This window comes from Nocardia sp. NPDC020380, assembly GCF_044386975.1.
Classification (GTDB): domain Bacteria; phylum Actinomycetota; class Actinomycetes; order Mycobacteriales; family Mycobacteriaceae; genus Nocardia.
Genome location: NZ_JBIRVQ010000009.1, coordinates 372,944 through 391,757, shown reverse-complemented (window position 1 = coordinate 391,757; position 18,814 = coordinate 372,944). Strand labels below are relative to the sequence as shown.

Genomic DNA, 18,814 nt, shown 5'->3' with positions numbered 1-18,814 from the left:
CCTGGGGTCAGGGTTGTGGGGGTGTTTGGAGGGCGGCTCGGAGGGGTTCGTAGGCGATGCCGAGGGCGGTGAGGACGTCGTGGGCCAGGCCGTCGCCGGTGGTTATGAGGCCTAGGAGGAGGTGGGAGGGGGTGGTGGCGGGGGCGGTGGCTCGGAGGGCTTCGCGGTGGGCGTGTTGGAGGGCGGTGATTGCTAGGCGGGTGAAGGGGGTGTCGTCGGGGAGGGGGTCGCCGGAGGGGACGCCTATGCGGCCGTTGATGGCGGCGCGGAGGGTTTCGGCGGGGGCGCCGCAAGTTGCTAGGGCGGCGGTGGCGGGGTCGTCGGGGAGGGTGAGGATGGCCAGTAGGAGGTGTTCGGTGCCCAGGTAGGTTTTGCGGCGGGTGCGGGCCTCCTCGCGGGCTGCCGAAATGACTTCGCGCAGGGCGGGGGTGGCGCGGTCCCAGAATCCGGGGCGGGTGGAATCGTCTGGGAGGAAACGTTTTTGGACGGCTTGGCGGGTTACGCCGAGGCGTTCGCCGATCTGGGCCCAGGTGGCGCCTTCGCGGCGGGCCTCGTCTACGAAGTGGCCTACCAGGGCGTCGGAGAGGTCGCTGAGATGTGCAGAGACGTCGATGGATCGGGTGAGTCGGTCCAGGGCCGGGGACTGTTGCAGGCCGGTGCGGACGTGGTCGATGAGGGTGTCCAAGGAGACTGGGGTATTTGAGGAATAGGTCATGAGGCAACTGTAGGTTGCCTCATGTATTCAAGGCAACCTACGGTTGCATATCAATTAGATTGCAATGGTGGGTTGCTCCGATTCCCGCGCTGTCAGCACGATGCGAGCGCCGTTGGCGGGGATATGGGTGATGTTGCGGATGCGGGAGGGTTCGTCCTCGCCGCCCGGGGGCAGGGTGAGGGCGTAGCGGGTGAGGATCTGCTGCAGGATGGCGGTGCCTTCCATCAGCGAGAAACCTGCGCCGAGGCAACGGCGGACACCGCCGCCGAAGGGGAGCCAGGTATTGGCGGCCACCGAACCGTCGAGGAAGCGGTCGGGGCGGAAGACCAGGGCGTCCGGATAGTTGTCGGCGCGCTTGTGGGCCAGCAGGATCGAAGTCGCCACTACCGTTCCGCGCGGTAGGTCGTAGCCGCCGATTGTCATGTCGCGCTTCAATTTGCGCACCGTCGCCGCGATGACGGTGTGACGGCGCATGGCTTCCTTCATGACCGCTTCGAGGTACTTCTCGTCGCCTTCATCGGCAGCGCGGCGAGCGGCGGCCTGGATGTCCGGATGGGCGGCCAGTTCGTGGCAGGCCCAGGAGAGGGCCGATGCGGTGGTCTCGTGACCGGCGAGCAGCAGGGTGATCAACTGGTCGCGCAGCTCGGCGTCGGACAGTGGTGTGTCCGAAGGGTTTTCGCCGGAGCCGACGGCCAGCAGCCGGGACAGGACATCGGCGCGGGAATCGAGGTCGGGCCGGGCGCGCCGGTCGGCTATCTCCCGGTAGAGCAGCGCGTCGAGGGCGATCTTGTTGTCGAGGAAGCGCTTCCAGGGGCCGTATTGCTGCAACCACGGATACTTCCAGCCGAAGAACATGATCGGGCTGACGTCGACGATGCGGCGCAGACGCGGGGCCAGCTCGCCGCGGCGACGCTCGTCGGTCACGCCGAACACCACCTGCGTGATGATGTCGAGGGTGAGTTCGTTCATCCGGTCGTGAGTGTGCACCGGGGCGCCGGTGCCCCAGCGTTCGACGTGCGCCTTGGCGATGGTCTCGACCAGCCCGCGGTAGCCGCGCAACGAGGACCCGGCGAAGGCGGGCATCAGTAGTCTGCGGGCGCGAGCATGCTCGGATTCGTCGGTGAGCAGAACGGAGTGTTCACCCATGATGTGCACGAGCAGCCGATTGCCTTCCCCGGCATGCAGATCCTCGGGCGTGCCGGCGAAGATCTCGCGAATGTGCTCCGGCCGGGAGAACACCACCAGGTTCTCCGCGTAGGGCGAAACCAGATGCAGCGTGAAGACATCGCCGTACCGCCGGGCCGACCTGCCCATCAGGGCATCTCGCCATCTCGCGTACATCAGCGTCTGCACGGCGCGCGGCAACCGAGGCCCAGGTGGATATGCGATGGTCACGACGCCAATCCCTTCGCTGGGCCGCCCCGATGCGGCTGAAACGCTTGTCCAACAGCGTAGATCGCCGCAGCCGCGGCGCGGAACCGCCCGTGGTCGGAACCGGATCGAACTAGGGCTGAAACTGTCCTAATAGCCTTCTACTGTGAAGGCATGACGAGAATCGAACCGTTCCGCATCGCCGTCCCGGACTCCGACATTGCCGATCTGCACACCCGCCTGGCGGCGACCCGCTGGACGGAAGATCTGCCCGGCGTCGGCTGGGAGTACGGTATTCCGACCGGATACGTGCGCGAACTCGCCGAATACTGGCGGACCGGCTACGACTGGCGTGCGCAGGAGGCGGACCGGAATCGGCACCCGCAGTTCGTCGCCGAGATCGACGGTCAGCGCATCCATTTCACTCATGTGCGGTCCGCCGAGCCGGATGCCCTGCCGCTGGTGCTGCTGCACGGCTGGCCGTTCGAGGACTTCAGTGAGCTGATCGGACCGCTGACCGATCCCCGTGCGCACGGCGGATCGGCGGAAGATGCCTTCCACCTGGTTATTCCGACCCTGCCGGGCTTCGGATTCTCCGGTCAGACCTCGCAGCAGGGGGAGGCCGGGGAGACGGCCGTCGCCGAACTGGTGGCGAAGCTCATGGCGGAACTGGGTTATGAGCGCTACGGCGCGCAGGGCGGCGACTTCGGATCCTTCGTGGCGCCGCAGCTGGGGCGGATCGCGCCGGAGCGGGTTGCGGGCGTGCACCTCAACGACCCGATCACGACTCCCTCCTGGAACGATGACGGATCGTCCTACAGCGCAAGCGATCAGGAGAAGCTGGCATACCTCCGCGATTGGAGCAGCCGCCAGACCTCCGGCTATGCGGGCATGCATTCCACCCGTCCGCAGACTCTCGCACCCGCGGTGTCCGATTCGCCGGCGGGCATGATGGCCTGGGTGCTGGATGTGGTGAACACCTTCAAGAGCCCCGCGAAGGCGACACCCACCGATGCCATCGATCGCGACATGCTGCTCACCAATCTGTCGGTGCTGTGGTTCACGAACACGACGGCCTCATCCATGCGGCTGTACAAGGAAAGTCGCGTGTGGGGTGTGGAGCTGTCGCCGTCCGGGGTTCCGACCGGTATCGCGCTGTTCCCGGGCAATCACACCATTCGCGGTGTGGCCGAGCAACAGCACAAGGTCGTGCACTGGTCGGAGTTCGAGCGCGGCGGTCACTTCGCCGCGATGGAGGTCCCCGATCTCCTGATCGGCGACCTGCGCGAGTTCTTCCGCACGCTGCGGTAATCCGTGGCGCTGCCGGGTTTCGCGGTGGCTCTGCCACTATTGGCCGCATGGCGATCGTGCACGACACCACCATGCAGCCGACGAAACTCGAACTGCTGAGCCGCTGGCTGCCCACCCGGTCCTGGTTCGAGGGTGGGCGGCCGCCGGTGCTGGCGAAGGCGGGCGGGTTCCGCATCGATGATCCGGCGGGGGAGGTCGGGATCGAATTCATGTTTCTCACCGACAGTTCCGGCTACGAGCCGACCGCCTATGCGGTTCCCATGACGTATCGAGGTGCGCCGCTGGACGGCGGGGATGCCGCGCTGATCGGTAAATCGGAGCATGGTGTGCTGGGCACCCGGTGGATCTACGACGCGACGCGCGACCCGGTGTTCCTCGCGCAGGTCGTGGATCTCCTGGCCGGCCGTGCGATCGCGCAGGATCAGAACGCCAGTGATACCCCCGATTCGTCGGTGCGGATCGAGGTCATCGAGATCGATACTCCACCACCGGCCTTCGAGATCACCCCGGTCGACGATGACCGGCACACCGAGATCGACCTCGGTACCGGCGTGCTGGTGCTGCACCGGGTGCCGAGTCCCGCGGACATCACCGGGCTACCCGGTCACGTGCATGCGAGTTGGACGCTGCCGGACGGTGAGCCGGTCAGCGGCATAGTCCTGCACGCGGTCTCGGTCTAGCCCGGTGCACGCTCATTCGAGCTGTGCGGCAATATCTTTCAGCTCGCTACGGGACGTGATACCGAGTTTCGGGTACGCCTTGTAGAGGTGGTAGCCGACGGTGCGGTGACTCAGGAACATCTGGGCGGCGATATCGCGGTTGGACATGTTCTGGGCGGCCAGGCGCACGATCTGCAGCTCTTGCGGGGTCAATCCGGCTACGGCGCGGTCGCGGGGCCGCTCGCCGCCGTCGGATACTCCGGCGGCGGTGAGTTCGTTGCGGGCGCGTTGTGCCCACGGCGCCATGCCCAGCTGCTCGAAGATCGTGAGCGCCTCGGTGAGCCGCGTGCGGGCCTGGGCCTTGCGTCGCTCCCTGCGTAGCCATTCGCCGAAAAGTAATGCGGTGCGAGCATATTCGGCGGGGCGGCCGTCGATATCGTGTGCCGCGAGTGCTTCGCTGTACAGCTGCTCGGCCTTTTCGTCGTCGAGCTGTGCACGGCAGCGCAGGATGAGGGCGTCGGCCCAGGGCTGACGTACGGATTCGGCCCAGCGTTCGAAGCGGGCCAGCGGCGCCGTGGCGCGTTCGGGGGTTCCCGCCCGTACTGCCGCTTCGACCAGGTCCGGGACGGATCGGAGAGCACTGAATTGATGCTCGAACGGGTCCCGGTTGAGCCGTTCGAATTGCCGCAGGGCGGCTTCGGCGCGGCCCAGCCCGAGTTCGAGCAGGCCGAGCGCCCAATGCGCCCATGGCGCACCGGGTGTGCCGAATCCCCTGGAGTGCCCGTCCGATCCGGCGGCGGCGAAGTCCCGGCAGCGCTGCTCCTCGCCGCTCTGGGCATAAGTGTAGGCGAGCAGGCTGCTCAGCTGGCTGACCCAGTGCTGCTGTCCGGTATCGCGGGCCAGGTCCAGGGCCTCACTCGCGGTGGTGATCGCGGCCCGGAGTCGGCCGGTGACTCCGTCCAGGTCGGCGGAGAAGCCCAGCACGGTGGGTAGCCGGCCGGCCGCGCCGCTGGTCCGGCATCGCTCGATCAGCGTGGTGGCCAGCGCGTAGGCCTCACCGTCCTGGCCGCGATTCATCGCGACACCGCACAACATGACCAGCACCTGGTCCGAAACCTCGCCTCGGGTGCGGATTTCCGCGAGTGTGCGGGTCAACGACAGGGGTTGTGCTACGGGCCCGGAGTCGAAGAGCTGCGCGATGTACGCCGCCGCGGGGGCGATCGGATGTTCCTGCGGCAGTTCCAGAATCCGCAGGCGATCCCGTACCTCGGCCAGTGCGTCGTCGCCCAGATACCAGCCGGTGTGGACGGCTTGGAGCAGCTGTACCGCGGCTCGGCCGGGATCCGATTCGGCGATCAGGTCCGAGCCGTTCATCAGCAGCCGGTGGGCGGTCGGAAAGTCCCGCTGCCAGAAGCTCGCCAGGGCCTGTACGTGAATCAGGTTGGCGCGCACGGCATCGTCGTCCGCCCGGCCGGCAGCGCGGTCGGCCAGTCGACGGGCACGTTCGAGATCGCCTGCTTCCAGCGCGGTTTGGGCGGCCAGCGCCTCGCGGCGGGCCTGGAGATCGGGTTGCGCGCTGAGCCGGGCGGACCGCTCATAGGCCGCGGCCGCCGCCTGATATCCGCTGCGCTCACGAGCTCGGGCCGCGGTGTGCTCCAGCAATTCGGCCACCTCGGCGTCAGGTCCGGCGGCCGCCGCGGCGAGATGCCAGGCTCGACGGTCGGCGTACTCGGGCGCGGCCAGGGCGTCGGCCAGGGCGCGGTGCACCGCGAGCCGCCGTCCGAGGGGCGCGCGGGCGTAAACCGCGGCACGAATCAGCGGGTGCCGGAAGACAATTGCCGATTCCGCGCTGTCCCCACTGCCGACCTGCCGGAGCAGGCCCGCGCGTTCGGCGGGAGCGAGATCGTCGATATCGACGCCGAGCACCTTCGCCGCGTGCAGCACCACGGCGGGCTCCCCGGTTTCCTCCGACGCGATGATCAGCAACAGCCCCTGGGTCGCCGTGGGCAGGCGGCTGACCTGACCGTGGAAGGCCAGTTGCAGTCGATCGGTCAGTGGCAGCGCGTTGGCGCGCAGGTCCGCGGAGGGCTCGGCAGCCATCGCGATCGGCAACTCGCGCAGGGCAAGGGGATTACCGTGCGCCTCGGCCAGCAACCGGTAGCGCACGGCCGGTGCGAGGTCGTGGCCATCGAGCAGTGCGGCCGACGCATCGGGCGACAGGCCGGCGAGGCGTCGCTCGGGCAGGCCGTCGGCCGTGAACGCCCCCTCGTCGTCCCGGGTCGCGAAGATCATCACCACGCCCTCGGCATAGAGCCGGCGCGCGGCGAACAGCAGCGCATCGCGCGATGCGCGGTCCAGCCAGTGCGCGTCGTCGACCAGCACGACCGCACCGGCATCGCCCGCATATTCCGCGAGCAACGAGAGCACCGCCAGTCCGACCAGCATCGGATCCCGGCCGGCCTCGCTGCTGAACCCGAGCGCAGTCTCGAGCGCGGCCCGTTGCGGCTCCGGCAAGCGTGCGAGTCCGCCCGTGCCCGGCTGTGACCGAGGAGTTCCCAATGCCGGACGCAACAGCAATTGCAGTCCGGCAAAAGGCAATTCGGCCTCGACCTCGATGCCTGCACCGCGCAGCACCCGCAGCGATCCCGCCGCAGCGGCCGCGTGGTCGAGCAACGCCGATTTGCCGATGCCCGGCTCACCGCGCAAAACCAGCGCGGCACTGCCACCCTCGCGAGCGCGGTCCAGCAATGCGCCGATCGCGCCGATCTCCGATTCCCTGCCGCGCAGCTCCACTTTCGCATCATGCACGACCGAACCCGGAGTTCACACCCGTCGATTTCATGGTGCGAGCCGCTGCGCCCGCGCCCGAGGGGATATCTGCGCGAGAAAGGATGTGCAGGCGCGGGCGCCTTTGATACGTGGTAGGTCTACACTGTTGACATGACCGAGCAACGGTCGAGAGTGTTTCTTACTGACGCATTTGTGGCCGTGCCGAATTGAGGAACGACCATGACTATTTCCACGAAAACACCTGGACGGCACCTACTGGGCCGAATTCTGATGACGGGAGCCCTCGTCGCGGCGCCGATCGGCCTGTTCGCCGCGCCCGCGCTGGCGGCCTCACCGGTGGATTACGGCAATGGCTGGCAACAGGACTGCGACCACAACGGCCACTTCGGCTGGCAGCAGAACCGCGGGCAATGGCAGATGGGCGACTGCGACACGAGCCGGGGCTACTGGGGACAGAACGGCAACCAGTGGCAGTGGCATCACAACGATGGTGGCGGCTACAACCAGCCGGCCCCGGCCCCGGCACCGATGTTCGGTAGCGCCTGACCGAATCCGCGGGCGTTCCGCGGATTCGATCGGCCGTCGAATCGGCTTCAGGAGCCGACGAATTCGCGGTCGCCGTACTGCAGGGTGGATGGATCCCACTGTCCGCCCAGACCGGTGACGAAGTCGCGGACCGTGTCGAGGTCGGCGCGATCTGCGACCAGGACCAGGATCCCCGATTGGGTGACCGAACCGCCACCGAGCCGATCCCGCACGACCGGATCCGCCACGAGCGCATCGTGGAATCGGGTGCGGTCGATACCCGGCACGGACACGGTGAAGCCGTTCGCCGACGGATCGTCAGCGGGCAGGAGCAGGAAGCTCAGCACGGATTCCTGGTGGTAGCGCACGCGCAGGTCGTCGGCGATCCAGAAGAGGTTCTTGGCGTCGGTGCAGGCCAGACGGAATTCGCGGGAGCGCTCATAGGTGGTCTGGCCGGTGTCGGAGGACCAGAAGATGCCGTCGAGCAGGTCGGAGCCTACGGGGAGCCCGAGTTCGGTGAGCGCGGTGGCGTCGACCTCGATCTCGAACTGCTGCAACTGATCTCCGAGGCGGGGGTCGGTCGGGTCGGTGATGGTGGCGGTGTTGTTGGTCGCGAACAGTTCTGCCGTGGGCTGCAACGGGTTTCCCGGTACGCACGAGGCCGGTCCGTAGGCCTGCGCCGGGGCGGCGGGGCCGATGACGGCGGCACCGGTGAGGGTGAGGGCGAACGCAAGGGCGGCGGTGATCCTGGCTGCGATCATGAATGTGAGTGTGCCTGGCGAACCGGGCCGAGCGCGCGGGAGTTTCGAATTTATGCCGCTACGGTCAGGTCTCGCGCGGTTCGATGCCCAGGGCCGCGCAGGCACCGTTGACGGCTGCCCGGCGTAGTTCATCCTGCGGTACGTCGGCGAATTGGATGGTGCAGTCCTGGATCCCGCCGAAGGCGATGACGGCCCGGGTAGCCTGCGCGAGCGTGGGGTCGGGGCCGTAGAGCAAGGCCACCAGCCGTGCGCGCCAGCCCAGCGCGCGGTCGATCAGGCCCAGGTCGGCGAGGGTGGTCAGCTCGCCGAGCATGAGCCGCATGACGGTGCGGTGGCGGTAGTGGAAGTCGAAGTAGCCCTCCAGCAATACTTGCGGCTCGACCCGGTCCAGCGCCTCCTGCCCCTGCAGGAACTCCTCTTCCTCGTCCATCACCGGCTCCACGATGCTGCGGACCAGTTCTTCGCGTGACGAAAAGTGGTAGTAGAGCGCGGGTTTGGTGATGTTCAGCTGATTCGCGATGTCCTGCAGGCTGGTCCGCTGCACGCCCCGCTGAGTGAAGAGCTCGCGCGCGACCTCCTGGATCCGCTGCTTGGTGTCCGAGGGGCGAGGCATATTGCCACCCTAGCTTACTTAACGATCGGTAAGTAGGCGTGTTAAGCTTACCTATCGTTAAGTAAGGAGTGATCCCCATGCGGATTCTCATCTCCGGCGCCAGCATCGCCGGTCCCGTACTCGCGTATTGGCTTACCAGGCACGGCTTTTCGGTCACCGTCGTCGAACGCGCCCCGAGTCTGCGCAAGACCGGCGGCCACGCGGTCGATCTCTTCCGCCCCGCCATGGACATCTCGGAAAAGATGGGCGTGCTCCCGCGCGTCGAAGAACGCGCCACCGGCACCAGCCGAATGACCCTCTGCCCGGAAGGCGCGAAGCGTCCCGTCCGAGTGGACCTCTCCAAGATCTTCAACGCCGCCTCCGACCGCCACGCCGAGGTCATGCGCGACGACCTGAGCGAGATCTACTACGACGCCACCCGCGACGACGTCGAATACCTCTTCGCCGACTCGATCACCGACATCTCACCTGACGGCGACGTCCGATTCGAATCCTCCCCACCCCGCCACTTCGACCTCGTGATCGGCGCGGACGGCCTACATTCCAACGTCCGCCGCCTCGTCTTCGGCGAAGAATCCGCCTTCAGCAACCACATAGGCGCCTACCTCGGCGTCCTCACGCTCCCCGGCACCTTCGGCCGCGACGGCGAACTCCTCATCCACGTAGGCGTAGGCCGCACCGCCGGCATGTACTGGGCCCGCCACCTCGACGAAGCCAGAGCCCTCTTCCTCTTCCGCAGCGATCACCAACTCGACTACGACCACCGCGACCCCACAACCCAGAAGTCCCTGCTGCGCACCGCATTCGCCGACTTCCACCCCGACGTGAACCACTGGCTCGCCGAACTGGACCGAACCCCATCCTTCTACTTCGACTCCATCACCCAACTCCGCATGACCACCTGGTCGAAGGGCAGGGTCACCCTGGTAGGCGACGCAGGCTACTGCCCAGGTCCCGCAGTTGGCGGCAGCACCACCCTCGCCATCCTCGGCGCCTACATCCTGGCCGGCGAACTGGCCCGAGCCAACGGCGACCACACCCAAGCCTTCCCCGCCTACGAACGCGCCATGGCCCCCCACATCCAAGGCAGCCGCGAAGTAGCCCTCAGCGCAGCCAATACCCTCGTCCCCACCTCCCGCCTCGGCCTATCGGCCCTGACCCAAGCCACCCGCCTCATCTCCGCCCTCCCCGCCGCCCCCAGCCGAGCCTTCCTCCGCCTCACCACCAAAAGCGCCCGAGTCTTCAACGCCATGACCGTCGATGACTACGAGCGGTCGACGACCTCGGCATCGCCGAGAGCCTGATGAAAGTTGGAGCTGTACAAGAATTTCAGTGTTTCTGATCGTGACACCAACGTCGGTAAGAGCTCGAAGTGGGAAAACTGGGCATAGCATATGGCTATGCCCACCAATCGGATCGAGGGGCGTACGGCGGTATTCGCCGACTGGGCTTGGCAGGCACTGCTGGTGACCGGGGTGTGCTCGGTGGGGTTGGGCGCGGTCATGGTGGTTTGGCCTGATAAGTCGGAGACGGTGGCCGCGACGCTGTCGGGACTGGTGCTGCTGGCCACTGTGGCCGTGCAGTTGATCGTGGCGTTCGGGGCGCGGATCGCGACGCCGCTGAAGGTGCTGCTGGTTGTGGGTGGGGTGGTGTCGGGGGTGCTGGCGGCCTGGTGTTTTCACAGTGGTGAGTGGGTTGTCTTGCTGGCCTTGTGGCTTGGGATGGGGTGGATGGTGCGGGGGATTCTGCAGGCGATCGTGGCGGCCTGGTCGGAGCGGTTCGCGGGGTCGGGGCGGCAGGAAGTGGTCGGGCTGGTGACCTTGGTCGTCGGCATCATCGTGGCGGTGGGGACCTTCGAGACGGTGACCAGCCTGTCGATCGTGGTCGGGCTGTTCACGATCGCGCTCGGGGTCAGCGAGATTCTCATGTCGACGCGGCTGGAACGTTCTGCGATGGAAGTCGTCTCGTAAATCACAGCGGTGTACTACCGAATTGCTCTCAAATAACTAACTCACCTGGAATAGCTCGTTAGCCTGCAATTTGCCGGTACGTTCGGATTGTTCGTGTGTCGGATATTCGATCGCGCGACGGCGACGCCGCGGACACGGTGAGAGGTAGGGGTAGATGGCGCGGAACAACGGCAGTGGGCTGGTGGATGGGGAACTGACCGAGGCGCTGATCCGTACGCGGCGATTCTTCACCCGCGCCGAGATGTCGCCCGATCTGCGCAGCGAATACCTGCAGGGTGGCCGCAACGACGACTTCTACCGGGACCGCTGGTCCCACGACAAGGTGGTGCGGTCCACGCACGGCGTGAACTGCACCGGATCCTGTTCCTGGAAGGTGTATGTCAAGGACGGCATCATCACCTGGGAAACCCAGGCCACCGACTACCCCTCCGCCGGACCTGACCGCCCCGAGTACGAGCCCCGCGGCTGTCCCCGCGGCGCGGCCTTCTCCTGGTACACCTATTCACCGACCCGAGTGCGCTATCCCTATATTCGCGGTGTTTTGCTGGAGATGTACCGGGAAGCCAAGGCGCGGACCGGAGATCCCGTCACCGCCTGGGAATCCATTGTTTCCGACCCGGAGAAATCGCGCGCCTACAAAAGCGTGCGTGGCCGAGGCGGATTGGTGCGGGCGAGCTGGGACGAAGCGGTGGAAATGATTGCCGCCGCACACGTGCACACGGTGAAAGCCTTCGGCCCGGACCGAATTGCCGGATTCTCGCCGATTCCCGCCATGTCCATGGCCTCGTTCGCGGCCGGCTCGCGATTCATGTCCCTGGTCGGCGGCTGCATGCTGTCCTTCTACGACTTCTACGCGGACCTCCCGGTGGCCTCACCGCAGGTGTTCGGCGACCAGACCGACGTCCCCGAGTCCGGAGACTGGTGGGACGCGGGCTATCTCATCATGTGGGGCTCGAATGTCCCGGTCACCCGCACCCCGGACGCGCACTGGATGGCCGAGGCCCGCTACCGCGGCCAGAAGGTCGTCTCCATCGCCCCGGACTACGCCGACAACGTCAAGTTCGCCGACGAATGGGTCGCCCCGCACCCGGGCACCGACGGCGCGCTCGCCATGGCCATGGGCCACGTCATCCTGCGAGAGTTCTTCGTGGACCGGCAGGTTCCGTACTTCCAGGACTACATCAAGCGGTATACGGACCTGCCCTTCCTGGTCCGGCTGGAGAAGACCGAGAACGGGTTCCGGCCCGGCAAGTTCCTCACCGCCGCCGATCTGCCCGAATTCGCGGGCGAGGTGAACGCGGATTTCAAGACGGTGCTGCTGGACGGCAGTGGAAAACCGGTGGTGCCCAACGGTTCTCTGGGCTTCCGCTTCGGCGAGGACGGCCTCGGGAAGTGGAACCTGAATCTCGCGGAGGTCGACCCGCAGTTGTCCATGGGCACGCAGGGCGCGGTCACGGTCACCCTGCCCCGCTTCGACACTCCGGACGGCACCGCGGGCGAACTCGTCCGCGGCGTGCCCGCCCGTACTATCGGCGGTCATCTGGTCACCACCGTCTTCGATCTGCTGCTGGCCCGCTACGGCGTACAGCGCCCCGGCCTGCCGGGGGAGTGGCCCAGCGGATACGACGACGCCACCCAGCCCGGCACCCCGGCCTGGCAGGAGACCATCACCGGCGTCCCGGCCGCCAATGCGGCCCGCATCGGACGCGAATTCGCCGCCAACGCAGAGGAATCCCGCGGCCGCTCCATGATCCTGCTCGGCGCGGGCACCAATCACTGGTTCCACTCCGACACCATCTACCGCGCCTTCCTGGCCCTGACCATGCTGACCGGCTGCCAGGGCGTGAACGGCGGCGGCTGGGCGCATTACGTCGGGCAGGAGAAGTGCCGGCCGGTGACCGGCTGGGCGCAGGTGGCCAACGCGCTGGACTGGACGCGCCCGCCGCGGCAGATGATCCAGACCGCCTACTGGTACCTGCACACCGACCAGTTCCGATACGACCCGTTCAATGCCAATCAGCTCACCACGACCAACGGCAAGGGCCGCTTCGCGGGCAAGACCACCGCGGACCTGCTCGCGCAGACCGCGCGCATGGGCTGGATGCCGTCCTTCCCGACCTTCGACCGCAACCCCCTCGACATCGTGGACGAGGCCGAAGCCGCTGGCGTCGCCCCCGCCGATTACGTGGTCTCCCAGCTGAAATCGGGCAAGCTCCGCTTCGCCGGCGAGGACCCGGACAACCCGCAGAACTTCCCGCGCCTGCTCACCATCTGGCGCTCGAACCTGCTCGGCTCCTCGGCCAAGGGCAACGAGTACTTCCTCAAACATCTGCTCGGCGCGGACAATTCACTGCGCGCCGAGGAAGCCCCGCCGGAAAACCGCCCCAAGGACGTGGTCTGGCGCGAGGAAGCCCCCACCGGCAAGCTGGATCTGCTGCTCACCCTGGACTTCCGCATGACCAGCACCACCATGTTCTCCGACGTGGTGCTGCCCGCGGCCACCTGGTACGAGAAGCACGACCTGTCCTCGACGGATATGCACCCGTTCGTGCACTCCTTCAGCCCGGCCATCGCGCCGCCGTGGCAGACCCGCACCGACTGGGATGCCTTCATGACCATCGGCGCGGAGTTCAGCAAGCTGGCCCGCCGGCACCTGGGCGTGCGCAAGGATCTGGTCGCCACGCCGCTGCTGCACGACACCCCGGACGAGATGGCCAACCCGCACGGCCGGGTCCAGGACTGGAAAGCCGGTGAGTGCGAACCGATTCCGGGCAAGACCATGCCGCGCCTGACGGTGGTCGAACGCGACTACTCGGCGGTGCACGCCAAGATGAGCGCCCTCGGCCCGCTCATGGACAAGCTCGGCGCGACCACCAAGGGCATCACCTTCGAGGTCGAGCGCGAGGTCGACTATCTGGGCCGCAAGAACGGCATCGTGCACGGCGGTCCCGCCGACGGCCGGCCCTCGCTCAAACGCGATATCGATGCCTGCGAGGCGATCCTGGCCCTGTCCGGAACGACCAACGGCCACTTGGCAACTCAAGGTTTCAAGAAGCTCGAACAGCGCACCGGCACCCGGCTGGCGGATCTGGCCGCCGAGCACGAGGGCAAGCAGATCACCTTCGCCGATACGCAGGTCGCGCCGGTCCCGGTGATCACCTCGCCGGAATGGTCGGGTTCGGAGACCGGCGGCCGCCGCTACTCACCCTTCACCGTCAATGTGGAGCGGAACAAGCCCTGGCACACCCTCACCGGCCGCCAGCACTTCTTCCTCGACCACGATTGGATGGAAGAGGTCGGCGAGCAGATGCCGGTGTACCGGCCGCCGCTGAACATGACCGCGCTTTTCGCCGAACCGCCGCTGGGTGAGAACGGTGAGGCCGGCCTGACCCTGCGCTATCTGACGCCGCATTCGAAGTGGTCGATCCACTCCGAATACCAGGACAACCTGTTCATGCTGAGCCTGTCCCGCGGCGGCCCCAGCATCTGGATGTCGAACCTGGACGCCGCGAAACTCGGTATCCACGACAACGATTGGATCGAGGCGGTCAACCGCAATGGCGTGGTGGCGGCGCGCGCCGTCGTCTCGCACCGCATGCCCGAGGGCACGGTCTACATGCATCACGCCCAGGACCGCCTCATCGACGTCCCGCTCGCGGAGACCTCCGGCAAGCGTGGCGGCATCCACAATTCGCTGACCCGCCTGCTCATCAAGCCGACGCATCTCATCGGCGGTTACGCCCAGTTGTCCTTCGCCTTCAACTATCTCGGCCCGACCGGTAACCAACGTGACGAAGTGACGGTCATCCGCCGTCGTACCAGCCAGGAGGTGCGGTACCGATGAAACCCATGGCGCAGGTGGCGATGGTGATGAACCTGGACAAATGCATCGGCTGTCATACCTGCTCGGTCACCTGTAAGCAGACCTGGACGAACCGGGCCGGTGTCGAGTACGTGTGGTTCAACAATGTGGAAACCCGTCCGGGACAAGGATATCCGCGCACCTACGAGGATCAGGAACGCTGGCGCGGCGGCTGGAAGCTGGATCGCAAGGGCCGGTTGCAGCTGCGCGGCGGTGGCCGGCTGCGCAAGCTGTTCACCATCTTCGACAATCCGATCCTGCCGGAGCTGCAGGACTACTACGAGCCCTGGACCTACGACTACGAGACGCTGACCACCGCGCCCGTGCAGCAGCACACGCCGGTGGCGCGGCCCAAGTCGCTGATCACCGGGCAGGATACCAAGATCACCTGGTCGGCCAACTGGGACGACAATCTCGGCGGCGCACCGGAACTCGCCACCCAGGACCCCATCGCCAAGCAGCTCGGCGACAAGGTGAAGTTCGAGTTCGAGCGCACCTTCATGTTCTATCTGCCCCGCATCTGCGAGCACTGCCTGAATCCGGCGTGCGCGGCCTCCTGCCCGTCGGGCGCGATCTACAAGCGGGCCGAGGACGGCATCGTGCTGGTGGATCAGGACAAGTGCCGCGGCTGGCGCATGTGCGTCTCGGGTTGCCCGTACAAGAAGGTGTTCTTCAATCACCGCACCGGCAAGGCCGAGAAATGTACGTTCTGCTACCCGCGCATGGAGGTCGGGCTGCCGACGGTATGCGCGGAGACCTGTGTCGGGCGGCTGCGCTACATCGGCGTGATGCTGTACGACGCCGACACCGTGGCGGAGGTCGCGGCCACGCCGGATGAGCACGATCTGTATGCGGCGCAGCGGGATGCGTTCCTGGATCCGTTCGATCCGGAGGTGATCGCCGCCTGCGAGCGGGCGGACATGCCGCGGGACTGGGTGCAGGCCGCGCAGGATTCGCCGGTCTACGCGCTGATCCGCAAGTACAAGGTGGCGTTGCCGCTGCACCCGGAATACCGGACGGTCCCGATGGTTTGGTACATCCCGCCGCTGTCACCGGTGGTGGACGCGCTGCAGGACACCGGGCACGACGCCGAGGACCACGGCAATCTCTTCGCCGCCATCGAGGCGCTGCGCATCCCCGTCGAATACCTGGCCGAACTGTTCACCGCCGGTGATGTCGAGCCCGTCAACGATGTACTGCGCAAGCTCGCCGCCATGCGCAGCTACATGCGCGATATCAACCTGGGCCGCGAACCACGACCGGAGATCGCCGCCAAGGTCGGCATGACCGAGGAAGAGATCTACAACATGTACCGGCTGCTCGCCATAGCGAAATACGCCGACCGGTACGTGATCCCGGCCGCGCACGCCGAACAGGCGCACGGGCTCGAGGAACTCGCCACCGAATGCAGCCTCGACTACGACGGCGGCCCCGGCATGGTCGGGTGGGGCCCGTTCGGTGAGAGCTCCGGACATCCCACACCGGTGGCGGTGGAGAACTTCCGCATGCTGCAGGACCGGCAGACCGCCGACTCGCCCGCCTCGGTAGCGGGGCAGGGGCGCGTCAACCTGCTCAACTGGGACGGCCGCGGCACGCCCGACGGGCTCATGCCCGACCGCACTGGCGGGAGGCACCGGCGGTGAAACTCTCCGATGCCCAGCGCTCGGCGGCCTGGCAGGTGCAGTCGCTGCTGCTCGGCTATCCCGATGCGCAACTGCTGGATTCGCTGCCATTGCTGCGCCGTGCGGCCGAGGCCTTGCCGGTGGCAGTCGGTGCACCATTGCAGCCGTTGCTGAGTCGCCTCGCGAGCGCCGAACCGCTGGCGGTGGCAACCGAATACGTCGATACCTTCGACCATCGCAAGCGGTTCAGCCCGTATCTGACCTGGTTCATGTACGGCAATACCCGCAAACGCGGGATGGGGTTGCTGCGCCTCAAGGAGTTCTATCGTGCGGCCGGGCTGGTGCTCGGCGATGTCGAACTGTCCGACCACCTCTCGGTGATGCTGGAGTTCGCGTCCGCGAATCCGGGGCTGGGACAGCAACTGCTGGAGGAGTACCGCGCCGGCATCGAGTTCATGCGAATGGCGCTGCGCGACGCGGATTCTCCCTGGACGGGTGTCCTGGAGTCGGTGTCGGCGACCTTGGCCCCGCTGCGCGGTTCCGAACGTGATGCGGTCGCCCGGCTCATCGCCGCGGGGCCGCCGGACGAGGGTGTCGGGCTGGAACCCTTCGGCCCGCCCTCGCACATGCCCGAAACGCCGCACGCCCCAGCAATGCTCGGAATGCCGGAACCGATCGGAGTACGTCGGTGAACCTCACAGCCGTGGACTATCTGCTCTGGGTCGCGATCCCGTACGCCGCCCTGGCCGCCTTCATCGTCGGGCTCATCTGGCGCTATCGCTACGACAAGTTCGGCTGGACCACCCGCTCCTCGCAGATCTACGAGAACCGGCTGCTGCGCCTCGGCAGCCCGCTCTTCCACTTCGGCATCATCTTCGTCTTCTTCGGCCACGTCATCGGCCTGGTGATCCCGGAGAACTGGACCGAGAAGATCGGCATCAGCGAAAGCATGTATCACGCAGGCTCTTACAGCCTCGGCGCCCTCGCCGGCATCGCCACCGTCCTGGGCCTGGTGATCCTCATCTACCGCCGCCGCACGGTGGGCGCGGTCTTTTCCGCGACCACCCGCAACGACAAGATCATGTACGTCCTACTGGGCCTCACCCTCGCCCTGGGCCTCACCGTGACCCTCTACGGCAATCTCAGCGGCAACCCCCACAACTACCGCGAAGACATCGCCCCCTGGTTCCGGTCCATCTTCTACTTCAACCCCAAACCGGAACTCATGGTGGACACCCCCCTCTTCTTCAAACTCCACATCATGTGCGCCTGCGCCCTTTTCGCCTTCTGGCCCTTCAGTCGCCTGGTCCACGTCTTCTCCGCCCCCATCGGCTACCTCACCCGCCCCTACATCGTCTACCGAACCCGCGACACCCGAGAACTGGGCGCCCACGAGCCGCGCCGCGGGTGGGAGCGAGTGGGCTCTTAATTCGATACCGGGCTACCTGTGCGGGCTCCCTTTCGAACATTGAGAGCGGTGGAAAGCAAACCGGGCCTGCGGGCTTCGTGGGCCAGTTGCCAGATGGTGCTCTTGCAGACGAGTTCCTTGAGCTTTGCGCCTGCGTAGCCTGCGAGGTAGTAGCGGTTCGGGGTGTCGTTCTTGCTGGCGAATTGGGAGATGGCCGTGCGGCGGCCCAGACTGATGCACTGGCCTACGAAACTCACGTCGACCGGTTTCGGTTGTTCGCCCGCCAGTCGGCTGAGGACTGTTTCGGCGGCTTGTGGGCCGAGTTGGACTGCCGCTTGGCAACTCATGCGGAAGGGGTGACCGGAAGGGGCGGCGGCATCGCCGGCGGCGATGATGCGGGCGTCGTCGAGGCTGGTCAGGGTCTCGTCGGTGTAGAGGCGGCCGAGGGGGTCGGTGCTCAGGCCGCTGCGGGCGGCCAGATCGGGGACGCCGAAGCCGGCGGCCCAGATGGTCAATGAGTTGCGCAGGGCATGGCCGCCACTGAGGTGGACGACGTCACGAGTCACGGCCGTCACCATCGCTTCCGGGCCTTCGAGCAGTGTCACGCCGAGTTGGGTGAGTCGCTCGGTGACCGAGCGCCGGCCGCGCGGGTGCAGGTACGGGCCCAATACTTCGCCGCACACGAGGGTGACGATGTGTCCCGCTTCCGCTAGTTCGGCGGCGGTTTCGATGCCGGTGGAGCCTGCGCCGACCACCGTGACCGGGGTGTCGGCCGGTGCGCTGCGGAGGACGGCGTGCAGCCGCTCGGCCTGTTCCAGATCGCCCATCGGATAGGTGAATTCGGCTACTCCGGGGATTGCCGGTTCGGCGCTGCCGCTGCCGACCGCGTAGATCAGGTAGTCGTATCCGAGCGTGCCGCCGGTCGCCAAGGTCACCGTGCGCTCACCCGCATCGATCCGCGTGACGCTGTCGACCACCAGTCGAACCCCTTGGGCGAGAACGTCTTCGAACTCGACGACCGCGTCGTCGGACCCACCCGCCAATTGATGCAGCCGGATCCGCTCGACGAACTTCCCCCGCGGATTGATCAAACTCACTCGCACCCCGTCGCGTCGCGCCAGCCGATTTGCCGCCATGACGCCGGCATATCCGCCCCCGACCACAACTACCTCACTGCTGCCGATCATGATGCCCTCCTTCGTCTCCA

The 18,814-nt window shown here is 66.7% G+C and carries 15 protein-coding genes; 9 read left to right on the top strand and 6 right to left on the bottom strand.

Annotated elements, in window-relative coordinates:
• Nucleotides 1–7: 7 nt before the first annotated feature.
• On the bottom strand, nucleotides 8–715 hold the full coding sequence (locus ACH438_RS26835) for a Clp protease N-terminal domain-containing protein (RefSeq protein WP_397009907.1): 708 nt from the start codon (nucleotides 713–715) through the stop codon (nucleotides 8–10).
• Between the two features lie 54 nt (nucleotides 716–769).
• Nucleotides 770–2,110: a cytochrome P450 gene (locus ACH438_RS26830; RefSeq protein ID WP_397009905.1), complete on the bottom strand. Its 1,341-nt coding sequence runs from the start codon at nucleotides 2,108–2,110 to the stop codon at nucleotides 770–772.
• Between the two features lie 150 nt (nucleotides 2,111–2,260).
• Between ACH438_RS26830 and ACH438_RS26825 the strand changes: the two genes are divergently transcribed.
• The gene (locus tag ACH438_RS26825; RefSeq protein ID WP_397009903.1) at nucleotides 2,261–3,397 is read left to right on the top strand and encodes an epoxide hydrolase family protein; all 1,137 of its coding nucleotides are present in this window, start codon (nucleotides 2,261–2,263) and stop codon (nucleotides 3,395–3,397) included.
• Between the two features lie 47 nt (nucleotides 3,398–3,444).
• Entirely contained in the window at nucleotides 3,445–4,077 is a 633-nt protein-coding gene (locus ACH438_RS26820; RefSeq protein WP_397009901.1) for a 1,4-alpha-glucan branching protein, read from the top strand.
• A gap of 12 nt (nucleotides 4,078–4,089) precedes the next feature.
• Here ACH438_RS26820 and ACH438_RS26815 read toward each other — a convergent pair whose 3' ends face one another.
• On the bottom strand, nucleotides 4,090–6,864 hold the full coding sequence (locus ACH438_RS26815; RefSeq protein WP_397009899.1) for an AAA family ATPase: 2,775 nt from the start codon (nucleotides 6,862–6,864) through the stop codon (nucleotides 4,090–4,092).
• Between the two features lie 201 nt (nucleotides 6,865–7,065).
• On the opposite strand from ACH438_RS26815, the gene ACH438_RS26810 reads away from it, so the two are divergent.
• The gene (locus tag ACH438_RS26810) at nucleotides 7,066–7,392 is read left to right on the top strand and encodes a hypothetical protein (RefSeq protein ID WP_397009897.1); all 327 of its coding nucleotides are present in this window, start codon (nucleotides 7,066–7,068) and stop codon (nucleotides 7,390–7,392) included.
• A 47-nt stretch (nucleotides 7,393–7,439) separates the two neighbouring features.
• On the opposite strand, the gene ACH438_RS26805 is transcribed toward ACH438_RS26810, so the two are convergent.
• Nucleotides 7,440–8,132 (bottom strand): hypothetical protein, encoded by a 693-nt coding sequence (locus ACH438_RS26805; protein ID WP_397009895.1) that lies wholly within the window; start codon nucleotides 8,130–8,132, stop codon nucleotides 7,440–7,442.
• Between the two features lie 64 nt (nucleotides 8,133–8,196).
• Entirely contained in the window at nucleotides 8,197–8,745 is a 549-nt protein-coding gene (locus ACH438_RS26800) for a TetR/AcrR family transcriptional regulator (RefSeq protein ID WP_397009893.1), read from the bottom strand.
• Nucleotides 8,746–8,822: 77 nt separating this feature from the next.
• Here ACH438_RS26800 and ACH438_RS26795 point away from each other — a divergent pair, with 77 nt between their 5' ends.
• From ACH438_RS26795 to narI, 6 genes are all read left to right on the top strand, one after another.
• A complete protein-coding gene (locus tag ACH438_RS26795) occupies nucleotides 8,823–10,049 on the top strand; it encodes an FAD-dependent monooxygenase (protein WP_397009891.1) in 1,227 nt (408 codons plus the stop codon).
• Between the two features lie 96 nt (nucleotides 10,050–10,145).
• Nucleotides 10,146–10,715: a DUF308 domain-containing protein gene (locus tag ACH438_RS26790; protein ID WP_397009889.1), complete on the top strand. Its 570-nt coding sequence runs from the start codon at nucleotides 10,146–10,148 to the stop codon at nucleotides 10,713–10,715.
• Between the two features lie 154 nt (nucleotides 10,716–10,869).
• Entirely contained in the window at nucleotides 10,870–14,559 is a 3,690-nt protein-coding gene (locus ACH438_RS26785; RefSeq protein WP_397009887.1) for a nitrate reductase subunit alpha, read from the top strand.
• A complete protein-coding gene (gene narH / locus ACH438_RS26780) occupies nucleotides 14,556–16,220 on the top strand; it encodes a nitrate reductase subunit beta (RefSeq protein WP_397009885.1) in 1,665 nt (554 codons plus the stop codon). The genes ACH438_RS26785 and narH overlap by 4 nt, the downstream gene beginning before the upstream one ends.
• Nucleotides 16,217–16,891: a nitrate reductase molybdenum cofactor assembly chaperone gene (gene narJ / locus ACH438_RS26775; protein WP_397009883.1), complete on the top strand. Its 675-nt coding sequence runs from the start codon at nucleotides 16,217–16,219 to the stop codon at nucleotides 16,889–16,891. The genes narH and narJ overlap by 4 nt, the downstream gene beginning before the upstream one ends.
• Nucleotides 16,888–17,628, top strand: coding sequence for a respiratory nitrate reductase subunit gamma (gene narI / locus ACH438_RS26770; RefSeq protein WP_397009881.1), 741 nt, complete (start codon nucleotides 16,888–16,890; stop codon nucleotides 17,626–17,628). Before narJ ends, narI begins: the two co-directional genes overlap by 4 nt.
• Here narI and ACH438_RS26765 read toward each other — a convergent pair.
• A complete protein-coding gene (locus ACH438_RS26765) occupies nucleotides 17,625–18,794 on the bottom strand; it encodes an NAD(P)/FAD-dependent oxidoreductase (RefSeq protein WP_397009879.1) in 1,170 nt (389 codons plus the stop codon). The genes narI and ACH438_RS26765 overlap by 4 nt on opposite strands.
• Between the last annotated feature and the right edge of the window lie 20 nt (nucleotides 18,795–18,814).

What these genes read in the sequence shown, in the direction of transcription:
- ACH438_RS26835 (WP_397009907.1), bottom strand. Translation starts at nt 715, where the DNA reads ATGACCTATTCCTCAAATACCCCAGTCTCCTTGGACACCCTCATCGAC.
- ACH438_RS26825 (WP_397009903.1), top strand. Translation starts at nt 2,261, where the DNA reads ATGACGAGAATCGAACCGTTCCGCATCGCCGTCCCGGACTCCGACATT.
- ACH438_RS26820 (WP_397009901.1), top strand. Translation starts at nt 3,445, where the DNA reads ATGGCGATCGTGCACGACACCACCATGCAGCCGACGAAACTCGAACTG.
- ACH438_RS26810 (WP_397009897.1), top strand. Translation starts at nt 7,066, where the DNA reads ATGACTATTTCCACGAAAACACCTGGACGGCACCTACTGGGCCGAATT.
- ACH438_RS26805 (WP_397009895.1), bottom strand. Translation starts at nt 8,132, where the DNA reads ATGATCGCAGCCAGGATCACCGCCGCCCTTGCGTTCGCCCTCACCCTC.
- ACH438_RS26800 (WP_397009893.1), bottom strand. Translation starts at nt 8,745, where the DNA reads ATGCCTCGCCCCTCGGACACCAAGCAGCGGATCCAGGAGGTCGCGCGC.
- ACH438_RS26795 (WP_397009891.1), top strand. Translation starts at nt 8,823, where the DNA reads ATGCGGATTCTCATCTCCGGCGCCAGCATCGCCGGTCCCGTACTCGCG.
- ACH438_RS26790 (WP_397009889.1), top strand. Translation starts at nt 10,146, where the DNA reads ATGCCCACCAATCGGATCGAGGGGCGTACGGCGGTATTCGCCGACTGG.
- ACH438_RS26785 (WP_397009887.1), top strand. Translation starts at nt 10,870, where the DNA reads ATGGCGCGGAACAACGGCAGTGGGCTGGTGGATGGGGAACTGACCGAG.
- narH (WP_397009885.1), top strand. Translation starts at nt 14,556, where the DNA reads ATGAAACCCATGGCGCAGGTGGCGATGGTGATGAACCTGGACAAATGC.
- ACH438_RS26765 (WP_397009879.1), bottom strand. Translation starts at nt 18,794, where the DNA reads ATGATCGGCAGCAGTGAGGTAGTTGTGGTCGGGGGCGGATATGCCGGC.